This window comes from Brasilonema bromeliae SPC951, assembly GCF_012912135.1.
Taxonomy (GTDB): Bacteria; Cyanobacteriota; Cyanobacteriia; order Cyanobacteriales; family Nostocaceae; genus Brasilonema; species Brasilonema bromeliae.
The window spans coordinates 1-17215 of sequence record NZ_QMEB01000021.1; the positions used below are offsets into that span (position 1 = coordinate 1).

Sequence of the window (17215 nt, forward strand, 5' to 3'; positions counted from 1 at the left end):
ACTATTAATTAAGTGTATGTTTGGAAAAATATAGTGTTATCAGCAGTAAGACTTTTCCATAAATCCTTTATTCTATGCATCTATGTTGATTCAACTCTTAAAAACTAGGATTTTGGGTATTAGACAACTTTTATACTCAAATTTCCGACAACGGAAAAGCCGTTCCTTGTCTGTGCTATTTGCCGTGGGGTTGGGCTTAAGCCTAGTTGTGTCTGCCTGTTCTTCCAATGCCACTAAACCAGAAGCAGTCAATTCACCTACTAGCAAGCAAAATGTGACTGGCAGTATTACAGTTAATATTGGCTTTCAAAAGGCGGCAACTATCCTCAATGCCCTAAAGAGCAAAAGCAGCCTAGACCAAGCAATAGCAGCTTCTGGTGGAACTGTAAAATGGACTGAATTCCCTGCAGGTCTACCCATGCTGGAAGCCATGAACGCGGGTAGTGTTGACTTTGGTTACACAGGTGAATCACCGCCCATCTTTGCCCAAGCCGCAGGTAATCCTTTAGTTTACGTCGCCTACGATCCTTGGGGACCGAAGGCAGAAGCGATTATAGTACAGAAAAATTCACCAATAAAAAGTGTGGCTGAACTTAAAGGCAAAAAAGTTGCCTTTGCCAAAGGTTCAAATACCAACTATCTCGTTGTCAAAGCCTTAGAATCTGCCGGATTAAAGTACAGTGACATCAAGCCAGCCTTTCTCACACCAGCAGATGCTCGTGCTGCCTTTGAAGGTGGTAACGTTGATGCCTGGGCAATTTGGGACCCCTATCTAGCAGCAGCCCAAGAAGCAACAGGGGCTAGAACCATAACAGATGCAACAAATTTAGCACCAAATCGCGGTTATTACCTTGCCCGCAAATCATTTGTGGAAGAACATCCTGATGTTTTGAAAACAATTTTGGATGAAGTCAGTAAAGTAGACAAATGGGCAGCAAGTAATCCAGCAGAAGTTGCGAAGTTTTTAGAACCACAATTAGGCATCAAAGCAGCGGCGCTGGAAGTTGCAGAAAAACGGCGAAAGTATGGTGTTTTACCCTTGACAGAAGAAGTCATTGCTAAACAACAAGAAGTTGCTGATACTTTCCAAAAAATCAAGCTGCTTCCCAAGCAAATCCAGGTAAAGGAAATCGTTTGGAAAGGCAATAAGTAAAGGATGAAAAATCGTTTTTAATTTCATACTGTTTTGTATTGGGACTTTCAAACGCTATGGTGACGAATGCGACTACCCAGTGGATAAAAACTGATGTGCTGGTTATTGGTGGCGGGACAGCAGGGACAATGGCTGCTATTAAAGCCAAGCAAGCAAATCCTGATGCTGAGGTGCTGATTTTAGAAAAGGCTAACATTCGTCGGAGTGGGGCGATCGCAATGGGTATGGATGGCGTTAATACTGCTGTCATTCCCGGTCATTCCACCCCAGAAAAATACGTTCGTGAAGTCACTCTTGCCAACGATGGTATTCTCAATCAAAAAGCCGTTTATCAAACAGGCAAATTAGGCTACGAAGTCATCCAAGAACTAGAAAGCTGGAGTGTGAAATTTCAGAAAGATGCTCAAGGTAACTACGACTTAAAACAAGTGCATCGTGTTGGGAAATATGTTCTGCCCATGCCAGAAGGCAAAGACCTCAAGCCAATTCTGACCCGACAAGTCAAACGCCACAAAGTCAAAGTCACCAATCGCGTCATGGCAACCCGCGTTTTAGTAGGAGAAAAACGTGCTATTGGTGCTGTAGGATTTGATGTTAGAAACGGTGATTTTATTGTCATTCAAGCCAAAGCAGTCATCCTATGTACAGGAGCATGTGGACGTTTAGGATTACCTGCTTCTGGTTATCTCTACGGCACTTATGAAAATCCTACTAATGCCGGAGATGGCTACTCAATGGCTTATCATGCTGGTGCAGAACTCAGCAACATTGAGTGCTTTCAAATCAATCCTTTAATTAAAGATTATAACGGTCCTGCTTGCGCCTATGTAGCTGGACCTTTCGGTGCTCATACTGCTAACGCCGAAGGAAATCGCTTCATCAGTTGCGACTATTGGAGTGGACAAATGATGCTGGAAATCTGGAAAGAATTAAACTCCGGCAAGGGACCTGTTCAACTCAAAATGACCCACCTTGATGAAGATACGATTTCTGAAATTGAATCCATACTTTGGTCAAATGAACGACCAAGCCGCGAACGCTTTCATCAAGGTAGAGGCGAAGACTATCGCACCCACGGCGTTGAAATGAACATATCAGAAATTGGCTTGTGTAGCGGACATAGTGCTTCTGGCGTTTGGGTGAATGAAAAAGCTGAAACAACTGTCCCAGGTTTGTATGCCGCTGGAGACATGGCAAGCGTTCCTCATAATTATATGATTGGGGCATTTGTCTTCGGTCGTCTAGCAGGAACTCATGCCATTGAGTATATCCAGGATTTAGATCATGTCGAGCCAGAGAAAGATTTTTTAGAACAAGAAAAATTGCGAATTTATACACCTTTAACTCGACCAAATGGTATTCCTCACACCCAGGTGGAATATAAATTACGGCGCTTAGTTAATGATTATCTGCAACCACCGAAAGCGGGAAACAAAATAGAGATTGGCTTGAGAAATTTTGTCTACTATCAAGAAACATTAGATTTAATGGGTGCTCGCGATCCCCATGAATTGATGCGCTGTATGGAAGTTCATTTTATTCGCGACTGTGCAGAAATGGCAGCCAGAGCATCATTATATCGTCAAGAAAGTCGCTGGGGTCTTTATCATTACCGATTAGATTATCCAGAAAAGAACGATGATGAGTGGTTTTGTCATGTCAATTTAAAGAAAGATGAATCAGGGGAAATGGTGCTGTTCAAGCGTCCAGTTGAACCTTATATTGTGGAGGTTGATTCAGCAAAAGATGTTTATGATGTCGCTGTGAGGTAGGATATTCAAAATGAATCCGAAGCAAGTCTTACAGAAAGTGAGACAATTCTCACACACATTCTAAATCAAGACTCTTTATGCCATAGCTTTCATATCAGACCAAGAAGGCTTGCTGCTGGTAGAGAATCATTTATTAAGAGATTGCTTGAAGAGTTAAGTCATCTAAATTTCAACATTCTACCAATGCCTATCTACAATTCAATTGGTCAACAATACTCCAAAACCCGTGTCCCTGATCCTCGCATTATTAATACATTAATTGACCTACTCAATTTACCCAAAGGTAGCATTATCGCTGATATTGGAGCGGGGACTGGTAGTTACAGTCTAGCGCTTGCTAACCAAGGATTTTCTGTGAATGCTATTGAACCTTCTGCGGTGATGCAAAAACAAGCAGTAGAACATCCACAAGTTAACTGGTTCACTGGCTATGCAGAAGATTTACCTTTAGCAGATAATTCTGTTGATGCAGTCATCAGTATCCTCACAATTCATCATTTTTCTAACTTAGAAAAATCATTTCAAGAAATGCATCGAGTAGTCAGGAACGGAGCAATAGTTTTGCTGACATTTGATATCAGATTAGCTCAGAAGATATGGCTTTATGATTACTTTCCATTTTTGTGGCAAGATGCTCTACGATTTTTACCACTTAACGAACTTGCTAACCTAATTCAAGCTAGTACCGGAAGACATATTGAAACTATACCTTTTTTGTTGCCTCCTGATTTGTCTGATTTATTTGCAGCTTCGGCTTGGAAGCGTCCTAAGTTATATCTTCAACAAGAAGTACGTGCTGGAATATCATCTTTCGCTTTAGCAGATCCGAATTTAGTCAAGCAAGGAGTGAAATTACTCGCAGCAGATTTAAGTAGTGGGGAATGGGATGCAAAGTATGCTGATATTGAGAATTTAACAGAAATTGATGTGGGTTATCGTTTTATCCGTGCTACGCTTGATAACTAAAAGACGAGATAGTAAAAGAGAGTTATATACTATGGCTTTAATAAATCAAAGAATTGATGTCCCTGTTATCGTCGATGAATCAAAATGTTTAGAAAAATGCAACGCTTGTATTGAAGTTTGTCCACTCGATGTACTCGCAAAAAACCCAGAAACAGGAAAAGCCTACATGAAATATGACGAGTGCTGGTTCTGTCTACCTTGCGAAAAAGAATGTCCAACCAATGCCATTACTGTACAGATTCCATTCTTATTGCGCTAATTTATTTGTAAAAATTATTACTCTGTGCTCTGTGCGTCTCTGCGGTTTTAAAAAATGTATAATAACACTCATAATAACTCCAATGATTGGATCGAAATGCTGCGATCGCCAGAAGTTGATGACCGCTTAGTTGCTGTCAAAGCTTTACAACATCTTGGTGAAGAAGAAGCAATAGAACCCCTAATTTATGCTCTACAAGATGAAAACTTGAATGTTCAAAAAATAGCCATCTCTGCTCTTTGGGAAATTGCGAACCCTGTTGCTGTACCAGCTTTACTAAAATACCTTGGTTCATCAAATGCAGAAATTCGTACGGAAGCATTATCAGCTTTAAATGACTTAGTTTCACCTACAGATTTATCATTGTTGCTAGATAGTCTCAGTCATAACAATATCTACCTACAATTGAATATCCTAATTCTTCTCCGCAAAATTCATGATATTCAGTCTTTACCATATATTATACAATTTTTTAATTCAGAAAATGCAGATTTAAGAGAAGCCGCAATCACAACACTCCGCTATCTCAATCAAGTTGAAAAATGTCCCCAAGCTTTAGCGTTAATATCTGATTATAATGTGACTGTGCGCCGCGCTACTGCTTTAACTTTAGGGTATTTACAAGACGCAGAAGTTATTTCAATACTTACTCACGCACTCACAAGTGACAGCGATTGGCAAGTTCGTCGCAATGCAGCAAAATCTCTTGCTATTCATGAAAATGACCAAGCAATTTCAGCATTAGAAATCGCTTTAGGTGATGAGCATTGGCAAGTACGGAAATCAGCAGCACAGACTTTACAAAAAATACCACATATAAAAGTTCTGCCAGTGTTAATTCAAGCATTAACAGATGAATATGCAGATGTACGAAAAGAAGTTGCGATCGCTCTTGGTAATTTAGGTCATCCTGATGCGATAAATCCACTCCAGCAATCATTGGATGACCTAGATAAAGAAGTTGCTATCCAATCACTCAGAGCAATTAAAAAAATTCAAGAATCGATAAAATCATCGACTCATGACTGATGAACACCTCAATTCCTTGACAGCATCTCGTCAACAGGAAGTGATTCGCTACCTGAAAACTGTCATTGAACCAATCCTTAAAAATAATGTTGTTAGCTTGGGGATGGTGCGGAATTTATGCATAGTTGATGACTATGTTTACCTGCGCCTTTATATTGGAGCACATCAGCAGGATTTCTTCAAAGAAATTCAATATGTTCTATCAAATTTAAGTTGGTGCAAGAAGACTTATATTCAAATTTGTACAATTCCCGGAGTCAAAGTAACCCTTGCTATTTCTAGTGGCAAAGGTGGTGTAGGTAAATCGACAACAGCCGTGAATATAGCCGCAGCTTTAAAATTACAAGGTGCAAAAGTTGGTTTGCTAGATGCTGATGTCTACGGTCCTAATATTCCACAAATGTTGGGTTTAGGACAAGCTGATATTCAAGTTATTCATACTCCCACCGGTGAGAAATTTTTACCCCTAGAAATCCAGGGAATTAAACTCATGTCAGTGGGTTTACTCGCAGAACCAAATCGTCCTTTAGCATGGCGAGGACCAGTATTACACAAGATTATCACTCAATTTCTGCAAGATGTAGAATGGGGCGAATTGGATTATTTATTGATTGATTTGCCGCCAGGAACAGGGGATGCTCAAATTACAATTGTACAAGAAAGCCCAATTTGTGGAGTTATTTTGGTGACGACTCCCCAACAGGTTGCTATTTCCGATGTGCGCCGTAACATACATATGTTTCGCCAAGTGGGTGTTCCTGTTCTTGGCATTGTGGAAAATATGAGTTATTTAATCTGTAGTGATTGTGGCTTACGCACACCAATTTTTGGTAGTGGTGGTGGTGAACAACTTGCAGCAGAATTGCAAGCACCTTTACTGGGACAGATTCCCATAGATCCCCGTATCTGTAGCGGTGGTGATACAGGACATCCCATTGCAGTAACCAACTCCACCTCTGCTGCAGGTGAGGTTTTTGTGCAAATTGCGACTGCACTGTTAGGGACTTTTTGCCTGATGCAGTCGATTTAATAACACTATATAGAGGATATAAATGTGACTCCGGTAAGAAAGCAGAAAATTTCAGATAAAGCAAACCAGTTCACAGAGTCAGTCATTCGAGAAATGACTAGAGTTGCCTTACAATATAGTGCGGTGAATCTGGCGCAAGGATTTCCTGATTTTCCTTGTCCGCCTGAGTTAAAACGGGCAGCTTGTGAGGCAATTGAGGAAGACGTGAATCAGTATGCTATCACATGGGGAGATAAAGCTTTCCGTCAGGCGATCGCCCAAAAAGTCCATTGGTATTTAGGCTTGAATATTGATCCTGAACGACAAATCACCGTCACCTGTGGTTCAACAGAAGCAATGGCTGCAGTGATGCTAGCAACTCTGAATCCGGGTGATGAAGTGATAGTGTTTGAGCCATATTACGAAAACTATGGTCCCGATGCAATTTTAGCCAGTGCAACTCCTCGCTATGTGTCGCTGCATCCACCTGAGTGGACATTTGATGAAGCACAACTGCGCGACTGCTTTAATGAACGTACAAAAGCCATTATCATTAACACGCCCCATAACCCAACTGGCAAAGTCTTTACTCGTGAAGAACTAACCCTCATTGCTGAACTTTGTCAGAAGTGGGATGTATTAGCATTCACAGATGAAATCTACGAACACATTCTTTATGACAGAACACAGCATATTGCAATGGCGACTTTGCCAGGAATGTCTGAGAGAACTGTCACTATCAATGGTCTTTCCAAAACCTACAGTGTGACTGGTTGGCGAGTCGGCTATATTCTAGCAAATCCAGAATTAACAGCAGCAATTCGCAAAGTTCATGATTTTCTTACCGTTGGCGCACCAGCACCCTTGCAAAGGGCTGGAGTCGCGGCGATGCAACTTAGAGTTAGCTACTACGAAGAATTGGCAAAGCTTTACCACCAAAAGCGAGACGATATTCTGCGGATTTTGGATGCAGTGGGAATTCCCTATTTTATTCCAAAAGGAGCTTACTACGTGTTTGCTGATATCTCGTCTTTTGGTTACAAAAATGATGTGGAATTTACTAGATTCTTAATTCAAGAGATAGGTGTTGCCGTAGTTCCCGGTTCCAGCTTTTTCTCGCAATCAGAGGCGGGTAAAAATTTTATCAGATTCTGCTTTAGTAAGAAACCAGAGACTTTGGCAAAGGCAGGGGAACGTTTACTGAAATTGCAATCAACTCTACAAGCTGCACCTACTTAGAAGCTAGGTTGGCTTGATAACGATTGCCCGCTAAAAAGCCTCGCGCTAAAGGACTCAAGGGAATAATCCCAATCGCCTCAGCGCGAGATAATAACACTATCTCTCGCTCTTGTTCCCGATAAACTAGGTTGTAGTAATTTTGCATGGAAACAAAGCGACTCTAAATAGATTCACGCAGATTTCAGCCTCTGGCAAAGTGCTTTTATCAAACATGTAGATTGGATAACTGGCTTAGTAAATAAGTCCAACTGGCAATGAGACAAGCAGCATCGTCACTTGCCACTGCTTTTTAGTATAGATAGCATAAGTGTTAGTGCTGATGCAATTATCATTACTTTAGTATTAAATAGCACTATAATAACCAAAGTCGTATAACAATAGCTAATACTCTTACCAATCAACAGCAGGTTGCACACTTCGCGAAACCCGACGCCAATCGCCTCGACGGAACGCGCTTGTTGCATGCACATTCGAGGGCTTTGCGGTGAGACAGCGAGTTAACTTGTGCAAACTAGCTTGAAAAAGGCAGAGGGCAAGCTATCCAGAACGAAAGAAAAACCATTATTCTTTTTTCTTTCCTTCTGGTGACGAATTCGTCATGTCGGCTACTTAATCGAAAGAAAATTTATGTTTCCATGAAAAAGCAAAAAAATCTATTCAGCCACCTTACAGCAATAGAAAGAATTCACCTATCAGTACCTGCACAGTTTTTGTTAGATAAGAATCTACTTCAAGATAAAGTCAACAACAAAAACAACATTGTCCTAGATTTTGGCTGCGGCTTGGGCAATGATGTTAAATTATTGCGAAAAAAAGGATTTGATGTCACAGGTTACGATCCTTATTATTTCCCGCAATACCCTAATGAAAAATTTGACACAATAATTTGCTTTTATGTTTTAAACGTTTTATTTCCTGAAGAACAAGGGGATGTTCTCATGAGAATATCGAACCTATTGAAGCCTGGAGGAAAAGCGTATTATGCAGTTAGAAGGGATCTAAAAAGAGAAGGCTTTCGAGAACATTATATCCACAAAAAACCTACATATCAGTGCATTGTCAAACTTCCTTTTCAATCTATCTACTTAGATGAGAATTGCGAAATTTACGAGTATATGCATTATAACTTACGAACAAACGCATCTAATAATTGTAATTGTATATTTTGTCAACCTCATAAAAATTTAACTATCCTAACCGAATCAGCTACTGCCTATGCTATGTATGATGGTTATCCTGTGAATAAAGGTCATGTTTTGGTTGTTCCAAAACGTCACGTGAGTAATTATTTTGACCTACCGTTTAAAGAGCAATCTGCTTGTTGGTTTATGGTTAACAGAGTCCAAGAAATTCTCGGCAAAGAATTTCAACCCGATGGTTTCAATGTGGGAATGAACATCAATCGAGATGCAGGTCAAAATATGATGCACGCCAGTATCCATATTATCCCTCGTTACAAAGGTGATACTGTTGGTGCTAAAGGTGGGATAAGATATGTGATTCCTAAAAGAAAATAGTTTGTAATTTATCGGTTAATATAAGCAGAACCGCAAGAATATTATCAATAGATAACTTGAAAAAATAAGTGGTCACCAGAAGGTAGCGCCAGGGTTTGCCAGCGCTGCCTTCGTGTTACCCAAAGGCTGGTAACTGACTCTCAAAGTTGGGCTAGCAGATTTTTTAGTCCTTTAATAAAGCGGCATTTCAAGCACTGCAATCTTTAGTCGAGCATTAAGTTAAGACTTTAGTTGCACTAAATATACAAGCTATTGACACAATGGGGTCATACCTGTGTCATATCCACTTGGTACTTTAAAAGTAGCCAACACTAAGGTTTTTGTCAAGAATACTGAGTTCTAGCTTCAGAATTTCTCTGAGAAACTTTAGTCAATAATACTGTTACTTAGTTGCACATTATGTTCCCTTTTTTCTTTGCTGTCTTTTTGGTAAGCTTACTAACTTTATTTGGTGGAGCTGCAATAGCTTACCTGTTCCCAGAGAATAATTCTCAAAATTAAGGGATACTCCACAAATCATTCAAAATCGCGTAGCGTTGCGTCAGCGTTGCGACGCAATCTCAAAATTCAAAAATTGAAAAATTTAGAACAGAACTACTCTACTTATGTTATCAAGCAAATAAACATTTAAAAACTGTCTTTTTGGGTACTTTAGCTTAGGCACGATTGACCCATAGTCCAAGTCCTTGTGTAGCAGAAATTTCTCTTTCCCTGCGTTGTATTGATAACGCAGGGTTTCTTTTTTATTGGGATATGTAGTACTATTATCAAGAATTATTCAACTTTTTCATCATTCAGTCTTAGTATAAAGAAAATGCATAACTGCTGATGTCCATAAAAAAATAACTGAAATTATACTTGAATTGATTCTATCTCACTGTAAATATCTTGAGATTTCAAACTGTTACTCTACTTCTGAAGTGGTAGAAATTAGCTTAGTATAAGCTTCGTTAAAGTTAACTTATGATGTATGAATTTTATTTTTTAAAATTTTAATATATACACTATATAAAAGGTGGAATAGTTTATGATTAATCAGTAAATTTTCTAACCTCTGGAGACACAAGGGTAAGATAGTTAAAACATTTCCGTAAAATTTCTATTATCTTCAATTTTTTATTAATTAGGTGTATGTACTGATTGGGAAAATTTTACGGTTCGATTAACATTTAGCTAAATTATAGAAGAATTTTATGTATGTGCTTCACCAACAGACAGCCGTTTTACAAACCTCTAGTTTGTACCGTTTAAGTTGTGTCATAAATGAATCTAAGTTATGTTTTCTGAATCTTTGATAACTAAAGGAGTTGCTACAGTGAATAAGGTGCACTTGGCTTTTCTGATTAACTACCTACTGATGACTGGCTATTTTTTCATTAATTGGTTAAGATTTTGTCGAAGTCATCCTAGTTATTCGCCAGAAGAAAAATTTTTGTCTAATGTGATACTTTTCATCACTACTGTTTTATGGCCCATCATTGTTCCTATGTCTTTTCTAAAAATATTGACGACACGGAAAGTAGAGTTTAATACTGTAATTCCTCTTATCGTCGCAGTCTTTGCGTTCAGTGTTGCACTTTATATGGGTTAGCTACTTTTATGGCATTGAACTGTGCTTTTGCGTGTCATAATTGTTATCAATAAAGCAAACTGCCATTTTGCATCTACCACTACATCTCAAAAAAATGCAGTTTGCATATAATGCTTGCTATTCACTTAATAATGATAAGAACTATCGAGGTATTTTCTAGTAAACTATGGTTTGATTGCTAGCTTAAACTGATAACAACTATACTGAAATTTATCAGATATCTAGTACGGGTTGGCATAAGTGAGCCTAACATCTGGAGTTTAGACTATGAGCAGGCGATCGCCCCCCAGTCACACTGGATGTAGTGAGTGTAAAAAAATCAAAGCTAGCGCTTACCACAACATCTCTGTTGGACTTTTAAGGCTGCGGTAGTAACTGAAGTTACAGAGATAAAAAATAGGGATGAGCATCTTGCTCATCCCGCACATAAGTTATTTTAAAGTAAAAGGCTTATTGCGTTTGAGTAGGAAAGGCACCCGGACGCACAGCTAAGTTGAGATTTTGCCCGTTGCGATGCAATTCCATACGTACATCTCCTCCAACTCGGCTATTTTCTACTGCATTTTGAACAGAGTTTGCGTCTGTCACTGCTTTACCGTTAAGTTTTTGGATGACATCACCAGCACGTATCCCTGCTTTAGCTGCTGGTGAATTGGGCATAACTTTAACAACTAAAACGCCATAATCTTGATCAACACTCAAACCGCTATTGGGGTCGGAGTTGATGTTTTGTTTCAACTCAGGCGTTAATCCTACCATCTGAATTCCTAAATAAGGATGTTGTACTTTACCTGTTGCTATCAGTTGATTGGAAATTCGTTGCGCTGTTTTGATAGGAATTGCAAAGCCCAATCCTTGTGCTCCTTGGATTATGGCTGTGTTCATCCCTATGACTTGTCCTTGGGCATTAATTAGAGGTCCGCCAGAGTTACCGGGGTTAATTGCTGCGTCTGTTTGAAGATATTCTACTCGCTTGTCGGGAGCACCAATCTGATTGCTAGTGCGACCGGTTGCACTGATGATTCCAGTAGTAACGGTGTTACCCAAACCAAGGGGATTACCAATGGCGATCGCCCAGTCTCCAGGTTGTAGCTGATCTGAGTTACCCAATGTCACTGTTGGTAGGTTATCTGCTTGAATTTTAACAACAGCCACATCTGTCAATTCATCTCTCCCCATTACTTTACCTTGATAAGTGCGCCCATCCTTGAGCGTCACTTTCACGGTATCCGCACCATTCACGACGTGAGCATTCGTAAGAATGCGACCATCAGCACTCATGATAAAACCTGAACCAGTACCCCGTTCTACCCGCTGTTGTGAATCTGGTAGTGCAGATCCAAAGAATTGACGGAAAAACGGATCCCTAAATTGCTCTGGTAACTGGGTTTTGACTGTTCGGGAAGCATCAATCCGTACAACCGCAGGTCCTACCCTTTGCACAACCTTCGTAACAAAGCTAGTAGGCTCTCCACCAGATGGTATTGGCACACCAGCATTTACCGGACTCACAGCAAGATTAGATGCGTTTTGAGTTACCTGTTGGGAGTGAGAAGCCAAGTAGCCACCCGCAAACGTCATCCCAGAGCCGAGTAACACTAGCGATAAATGAAAAGCTGTTTTTCTCCAAGGAGCAGTATTATGGTTTAAAGACTCGTGATTGTCATCACTCGGTTTTTTATACATTTTGTTTCTGTAAGATTTTCTAGATACCATTCCCAATCTAAAAAGACTTTGTGACGATGCTGTTACAGAGATATGACGGACTTGTGAAAAGTCTTACTGCATAAGTTCTATGTCTATTGAAGTTGTGTTTGTGTTCCTCAGCGAGAGCCTTTGGTGGAAAAACCCTTGAATAAAAAGTAGAAGCAACAGTAAAACATTCAAAGGAAAAATCAGCAAACAGGCACAATAGAATTGGTGCCAACACTTGAGACAACACTGAAATTATATCTATTGCAGTTAGGTTTGTGTTGCTCGGCAAGAGCCTTTCCTCAGATCTTGCATCTCCCCCTGAGTACGCCTTGAACTAAAGTTCAAGGCTGCATAGTCGAAGTCCGTTAAATCGGAGAGGGGTTGGGGGTGAGGTCAAACGAGTGATTTGTATGTTATTGAATCGATAATCATAAATAAAAAGTCGAACCAATAGTAAGACACTCAAAGGAAAACTCAGCCAACAGTCATAATAGAATTGGTGGCAACAGTCGAGACAACGCAGAAATTTGTGGAAACGTAGGTAGGCAAAGATGGGGAAGCTAGCATTGCTGATAGGGGTGAGTGAGTATCAACCCGGATTAAATCCGTTACCGTGTGCGGTGAAAGATGTTGAAGCAATGCGACGAGTACTGACACACCCAGAAATAGGAAATTTTGCTGATGATGATATCAAAGTCCTGAAAAATCCCCAAGGTCAGGAAATCCAATATGCTATTGAGAATCTGTTTGCCGATCGCCAGAAAGAAGACTTGTTATTATTTTACTTTTCTGGTCACGGGATTAAAGATGAGTCCGGCAGGCTTTACCTCTCAACTTCTACCACTCGTAAACAGAACAACAGGTTGTTCAAGGCTTCAGCAGTAGCAGCGAGTGTTCTGCACGAAAATATGAATGAGAGCCGTTCCCAAAGACAGGTGATTATCTTAGACTGTTGCTTTAGCGGGGCGATCGCCCAAGGACTAACAGTTAAAGATGATGGTACTGTAAATTTACAGGAACAGCTAGGCGGTAAAGGGCGGGCAATCCTCACCTCTTCCACATCTACCCAATACTCATTTGAACAAGAAGGTTCAGACCTTTCCATATACACCCGCTACTTGGTCGAAGGTATGGAAAAAGGTGCAGCAGATCGCGATGGCGATGGCTGGATTTCGATTGATGAACTGCACGAGTATGCTAGCGACAAGGTAAAAGAAGCAGCACCAGCCATGACTCCCAAGTTTTACCCAATTGAGGAAGGTCATAAAATTTTGCTGGCAAAATCACCAAAGGATGATCCTAAGGTGAAATATCGTAAGGAAGTAGAAACTCGTGCTAAGCAAGGTCACGAGTTTTCTGTTTTTGCTCGTAGAATTTTAGACGGAAAGCGGGATGAGTGGGGATTAACTCCGCAAGAAGCAGCTGCAATTGAAGAAGAAGTTTTGCAACCTTATCGGGAGTATGAACGTAAGCGCCATGAATATGAGCAAGCATTGATTCAGGCAATTGATCAAGAATATCCCTTTAGCAAAACAACCCAAAAAGATTTAAAAGAATATCAGCAGTATCTGGGACTGCGGGATGAAGATATCGCCTCAATTGAACAACGGATCATTACTCCGAAACAAGCAGAATATCAGCGCAACCTACAACAAGCACAGAGGTTACAGCAAGAGCAAGAAAGAACTCAGCAACAAAAGCAGCAAGCAGAATTACGAGAACTACCTGAAACTCAATCATCACCAGTTTCTCAGCCAAAATCTCCCTCTGTTATTCAAACTAATATTCAAACTGATATTCAAACTCAGCGCTTTGAGTTCGAGTATGCCACAATCATCGTCAAATCAAAATTTTTAGGTATAGAAAAAACCTGGGAAATCAACCGTCATCGGGGTCGAGCAGAATTTTTCATACAAAACTTGGGCAATGATGCGTTGCTGGAAATGGTGGCGATTCCTGGCGGTCAGTTTTTAATGGGTTCTCCAGAGAATGAGCCAGAACGCCTTGCTAATGAAAGTCCACAGCACACCGTCACCATTCAACCCTTCCATATGGGTAAGTTTCCTGTAACACAAGCTCAATGGCAAGCGGTTGCCGCTCTTCCTAAGGTCAAAATAGATTTAAATCCAGATCCATCCTCCTTTAAAGGAGCTAATCGACCTGTTGAGAAGGTATCATGGGACAATGCAATTGAATTTTGCGCTCGCTTAGCTAACAAAACTGGAAAGCCCTATCGTTTGCCCAGTGAAGCAGAATGGGAATATGCTTGTCGCGCGGGAACAACTACTCCCTTTCACTTTGGCGAAACTATTACCACAGATTTAGCAAACTACAACGGCAACTATATTTATGCTTCTGGACCAAAGGGTGAATATCGTGGGCAAACAACAGAGGTAGGAAAATTTCCATCAAATGCTTTTGGTTTGTATGATATGCATGGTAATATATGGGAGTGGTGCCAAGATGCTTGGTATGAGAGCTACGAAGGAGCGCCTGCAGATGGTACCGCTTGGATGAGTGAAAATGATAAGAATTCTCGACGCCTGCTGCGTGGGAGTTCGTGGTACGGCGATCCGTGGCGCTGTCGTTCAGGTAGTCGCAGCAGGAACGCGCGTGTCAATAGGGTTGACGACGTGGGTTTTCGGGTTGTGGTTGCGCGGTTCAGGACTTCTTAGCCCTTTACACTCTTAGCCTTTTTGCACTTTACGATTTATTCTTTTCTCTTCACTTTTGCGCGCGAAGCGCGAGCAATTTTTTTTAGATTTTTGGATGAGTTTAAATCTATCACTTTAATCATACAAAAAACTTACCGTTTAATCAAGAGGTCTGTCTTAAATATATGTTAACTTTAACAATGGGGTAGGCAATTCCGACTGCTGCGGGGCGGTTCGTGGAACAACAATCCGAGGAACTGCCGCTCGGCGAACCGCAACAGGAACGCGCGTGACAACACGAACAACAACGCGGGTTTTCGGGTTGTGGTTGCGCGGCTCAGCGCTCTTCTGTGTCAGAACTGGTGGATGGGAATTCATCGGGCGTACCAAAGAAGAGTCCAGACCTAGTCCAGTGAGGTTGATAACAACTTCCGAAAATCAAACTGAGCCGGATAGCTTGGTAGATTGCAAGATCGAACAGTTGTCCGGCTTATCATATTAAAAGCAAAAGCGCTTCCTATTCCTCACTCAACTCAAAATTCACCCGCTCATAAATATCACGAAAGCTAATTTGAAAATCTATAGAATGTAGGGCTAAAACGGCATCTTCCCCTTCATGCTCTTTAAAAGTCCATTCTCCTTCTGCTTTTTTCACATATTGTTCTACAGAGAAACTATACTGGTCAATCATAATATATTCTTGAAACTGAGGAATTGAACGGTAATATTTAAACTTGTCTGTTTTGTCATAATTTTTAGTGGAATTTGATAAAACTTCAACAATTAACATTGGATTAGTAATAGTCGTCGTATTCGTTCCTTCGTATATCGGTTCACCTTTAACGACCATCACATCAGGATAAGTGTAGAGACGGTAACGAGGTATCCATACCTTTACATCAATAATATATATTTCATAAGCTTGTCCTTGTACTGTTAAAGGAAATTTTCTACAAAAATTTAGCGCGATTTTATTATGGTTGGTTGTTCCCCCTGGCATTGGGATAATTTCTCCATCTCTATATTCACTTCTATATTCGGCTTGCTCTTCTAATTCCAGATATTCTTCTGGGGTGTAATGGCGCTTTTGTGTTTGTAATATCATATCCAGTCTCTCAATGCATAATAGCTATAGTGTTTTAACAGAAAGAACAGAGGCGTCAGTCGCCAGAATTCAGTATGAATTCTATGCGATCTCGGATGACTTAGATCTTGCACCATAATTTTAGTCCGCCAAGAAATAAATTTCTTGGCTTAAAGCCCAAGTCCGTTAAAACGGACTCTTGTTAGTCTTTTAGTCCGTTTTAACGGACTTAAGCTATTAGCCTGGAACTTAAGTTCCAGGCGTACTCCGGTTAGGTGCAAGATGTGAGATGAGTAAGTTTTAATCCCGCTATCGAAAGTGATTCTGACTCCTGACTCCTGACTCAGGAATTGCTGAATTCTTTTTTAAATCTTACTCAACAAACTTCGGTCTTGCCTTTTGAGTAGACTGTATGTGTTGTTCTAAAGCTACCCAATCTTCCTGCTCAACGAAATGAATCAATTCATCTAGATTGTGACGATATTGCTGGAGTGAATTAAGCAAGCAGGCGCGATTGTACCGCGCCATCATCAGCCCTAACTCTGGATTACCGCCACCAACACGACTTGTATCTCTAAAGCCAGAACTAGCAAACTTCTGGGCTAATTCCAGCACATTCGTGTCGGTTTCACTCATACAAGCAGCAATCAACGAGGAACTAACCATCACGGGCAAATGCGAAATCCAACTCACTGCTCGGTCGTGCTCTTCTGGAGAACAATGGTAGAGAGTCGCTCCAAGTTCATGTACAATTTTTTCTACGATTGTGATTGCATGTGGTGGTGTTGTTTGTGTTGGTGTCAGGACATAAGGTTTTTTTTCAAATAAATTGGGGATAGCTGCTTCTATACCACTATCGGTTCTTCCCGCCATTGGGTGTCCACCGATAAAATTGTCCCAGAGGGGAGCTATTGCTTGAACTATCGGTGTTTTAACTGAACCGACATCAGTGACAATTGTATGAGAAGCCAGATGAGGGATGAGCTGCTCTAATGTGGGAACAATCAACCCTATGGGTGTACAGATAAAGACTACGTCTGCTTTTGTGAGCAGCCTCATGTCAACTGACGCCTCATCTGTGCTACCTAGGGCTATTGCTCGCTGACAGGTTGATTCTCGACGGCTAACGCCTAAAACATGATGTCCTTGCGATCGCAAATCTAAACCTAAGCAGCCACCTATCAGTCCAAGTCCTAAAATACCAATATTCATCTATCTGTCATTTTGAGATTCTATATCATGTATAT

14 protein-coding genes are annotated in these 17215 nt (G+C 40.6%); 10 read left to right on the forward strand and 4 right to left on the reverse strand.

From position 1 onward, the window contains the following. Nucleotides 1–82: 82 nt before the first annotated feature. The 7 genes from DP116_RS04575 (at nucleotide 83) to DP116_RS04605 (ending at nucleotide 7427) form a co-directional block, all read left to right on the forward strand. Complete coding sequence (locus DP116_RS04575) at nucleotides 83–1153, forward strand: sulfonate ABC transporter substrate-binding protein (RefSeq protein WP_169154048.1); 1071 nt, start codon at nucleotides 83–85, stop codon at nucleotides 1151–1153. Between the two features lie 56 nt (nucleotides 1154–1209). Then, entirely contained in the window at nucleotides 1210–2925 is a 1716-nt protein-coding gene (locus DP116_RS04580) for a fumarate reductase/succinate dehydrogenase flavoprotein subunit (protein WP_211173076.1), read from the forward strand. Nucleotides 2926–3108: 183 nt separating this feature from the next. Next, nucleotides 3109–3891: a class I SAM-dependent methyltransferase gene (locus DP116_RS04585; RefSeq protein WP_169154049.1), complete on the forward strand. Its 783-nt coding sequence runs from the start codon at nucleotides 3109–3111 to the stop codon at nucleotides 3889–3891. Between the two features lie 31 nt (nucleotides 3892–3922). Further along, the gene (locus DP116_RS04590) at nucleotides 3923–4150 is read left to right on the forward strand and encodes a 4Fe-4S dicluster domain-containing protein (protein ID WP_069348199.1); all 228 of its coding nucleotides are present in this window, start codon (nucleotides 3923–3925) and stop codon (nucleotides 4148–4150) included. Nucleotides 4151–4204: 54 nt separating this feature from the next. Continuing rightward, the gene (locus DP116_RS04595) at nucleotides 4205–5179 is read left to right on the forward strand and encodes a HEAT repeat domain-containing protein (protein ID WP_169154050.1); all 975 of its coding nucleotides are present in this window, start codon (nucleotides 4205–4207) and stop codon (nucleotides 5177–5179) included. Continuing rightward, on the forward strand, nucleotides 5172–6209 hold the full coding sequence (locus DP116_RS04600; protein WP_169154051.1) for an Mrp/NBP35 family ATP-binding protein: 1038 nt from the start codon (nucleotides 5172–5174) through the stop codon (nucleotides 6207–6209). The genes DP116_RS04595 and DP116_RS04600 overlap by 8 nt, the downstream gene beginning before the upstream one ends. Before the next feature lie 24 nt (nucleotides 6210–6233). Beyond that, a complete protein-coding gene (locus DP116_RS04605) occupies nucleotides 6234–7427 on the forward strand; it encodes an aminotransferase class I/II-fold pyridoxal phosphate-dependent enzyme (protein ID WP_169154052.1) in 1194 nt (397 codons plus the stop codon). Here DP116_RS04605 and DP116_RS04610 read toward each other — a convergent pair. Next, nucleotides 7420–7572: an aldo/keto reductase gene (locus DP116_RS04610; protein WP_169154053.1), complete on the reverse strand. Its 153-nt coding sequence runs from the start codon at nucleotides 7570–7572 to the stop codon at nucleotides 7420–7422. The two genes, DP116_RS04605 and DP116_RS04610, sit on opposite strands and share 8 nt — an antisense overlap. 490 nt (nucleotides 7573–8062) lie before the next feature. On the opposite strand from DP116_RS04610, the gene DP116_RS04615 reads away from it, so the two are divergent. Next, nucleotides 8063–8944 (forward strand): HIT family protein, encoded by an 882-nt coding sequence (locus tag DP116_RS04615; RefSeq protein ID WP_169154054.1) that lies wholly within the window; start codon nucleotides 8063–8065, stop codon nucleotides 8942–8944. Nucleotides 8945–10985: 2041 nt separating this feature from the next. Here DP116_RS04615 and DP116_RS04620 read toward each other — a convergent pair. Beyond that, entirely contained in the window at nucleotides 10986–12221 is a 1236-nt protein-coding gene (locus tag DP116_RS04620) for an HhoA/HhoB/HtrA family serine endopeptidase (protein ID WP_246275480.1), read from the reverse strand. Between the two features lie 560 nt (nucleotides 12222–12781). Here DP116_RS04620 and DP116_RS04625 point away from each other — a divergent pair. Together DP116_RS04625 and DP116_RS04630 are read left to right on the forward strand one after the other, a co-directional pair. Then, a complete protein-coding gene (locus tag DP116_RS04625; RefSeq protein ID WP_169154056.1) occupies nucleotides 12782–14905 on the forward strand; it encodes a caspase, EACC1-associated type in 2124 nt (707 codons plus the stop codon). Between the two features lie 201 nt (nucleotides 14906–15106). Next, nucleotides 15107–15292 (forward strand): SUMF1/EgtB/PvdO family nonheme iron enzyme, encoded by a 186-nt coding sequence (locus DP116_RS04630; protein WP_246275482.1) that lies wholly within the window; start codon nucleotides 15107–15109, stop codon nucleotides 15290–15292. 109 nt (nucleotides 15293–15401) lie between these two features. Here the strand turns inward: DP116_RS04630 and DP116_RS04635 are convergent, their stop codons facing one another. Together DP116_RS04635 and DP116_RS04640 are read right to left on the reverse strand one after the other, a co-directional pair. Next, nucleotides 15402–15989, reverse strand: a complete 588-nt coding sequence (locus DP116_RS04635) for a Uma2 family endonuclease (RefSeq protein WP_169154057.1) — start codon at nucleotides 15987–15989, stop codon at nucleotides 15402–15404. 351 nt (nucleotides 15990–16340) lie between these two features. Then, nucleotides 16341–17180, reverse strand: coding sequence for a prephenate/arogenate dehydrogenase (locus DP116_RS04640; protein WP_169154058.1), 840 nt, complete (start codon nucleotides 17178–17180; stop codon nucleotides 16341–16343). Nucleotides 17181–17215 lie beyond the last annotated feature (35 nt).

What these genes read in the sequence shown, in the direction of transcription:
- DP116_RS04575 (WP_169154048.1), top strand. Translation starts at nt 83, where the DNA reads ATGTTGATTCAACTCTTAAAAACTAGGATTTTGGGTATTAGACAACTT.
- DP116_RS04580 (WP_211173076.1), top strand. Translation starts at nt 1,210, where the DNA reads ATGGTGACGAATGCGACTACCCAGTGGATAAAAACTGATGTGCTGGTT.
- DP116_RS04585 (WP_169154049.1), top strand. Translation starts at nt 3,109, where the DNA reads ATGCCTATCTACAATTCAATTGGTCAACAATACTCCAAAACCCGTGTC.
- DP116_RS04590 (WP_069348199.1), top strand. Translation starts at nt 3,923, where the DNA reads ATGGCTTTAATAAATCAAAGAATTGATGTCCCTGTTATCGTCGATGAA.
- DP116_RS04595 (WP_169154050.1), top strand. Translation starts at nt 4,205, where the DNA reads ATGTATAATAACACTCATAATAACTCCAATGATTGGATCGAAATGCTG.
- DP116_RS04600 (WP_169154051.1), top strand. Translation starts at nt 5,172, where the DNA reads ATGACTGATGAACACCTCAATTCCTTGACAGCATCTCGTCAACAGGAA.
- DP116_RS04610 (WP_169154053.1), bottom strand. Translation starts at nt 7,572, where the DNA reads ATGCAAAATTACTACAACCTAGTTTATCGGGAACAAGAGCGAGAGATA.
- DP116_RS04615 (WP_169154054.1), top strand. Translation starts at nt 8,063, where the DNA reads ATGAAAAAGCAAAAAAATCTATTCAGCCACCTTACAGCAATAGAAAGA.
- DP116_RS04620 (WP_246275480.1), bottom strand. Translation starts at nt 12,221, where the DNA reads ATGTATAAAAAACCGAGTGATGACAATCACGAGTCTTTAAACCATAAT.
- DP116_RS04625 (WP_169154056.1), top strand. Translation starts at nt 12,782, where the DNA reads ATGGGGAAGCTAGCATTGCTGATAGGGGTGAGTGAGTATCAACCCGGA.
- DP116_RS04635 (WP_169154057.1), bottom strand. Translation starts at nt 15,989, where the DNA reads ATGATATTACAAACACAAAAGCGCCATTACACCCCAGAAGAATATCTG.
- DP116_RS04640 (WP_169154058.1), bottom strand. Translation starts at nt 17,180, where the DNA reads ATGAATATTGGTATTTTAGGACTTGGACTGATAGGTGGCTGCTTAGGT.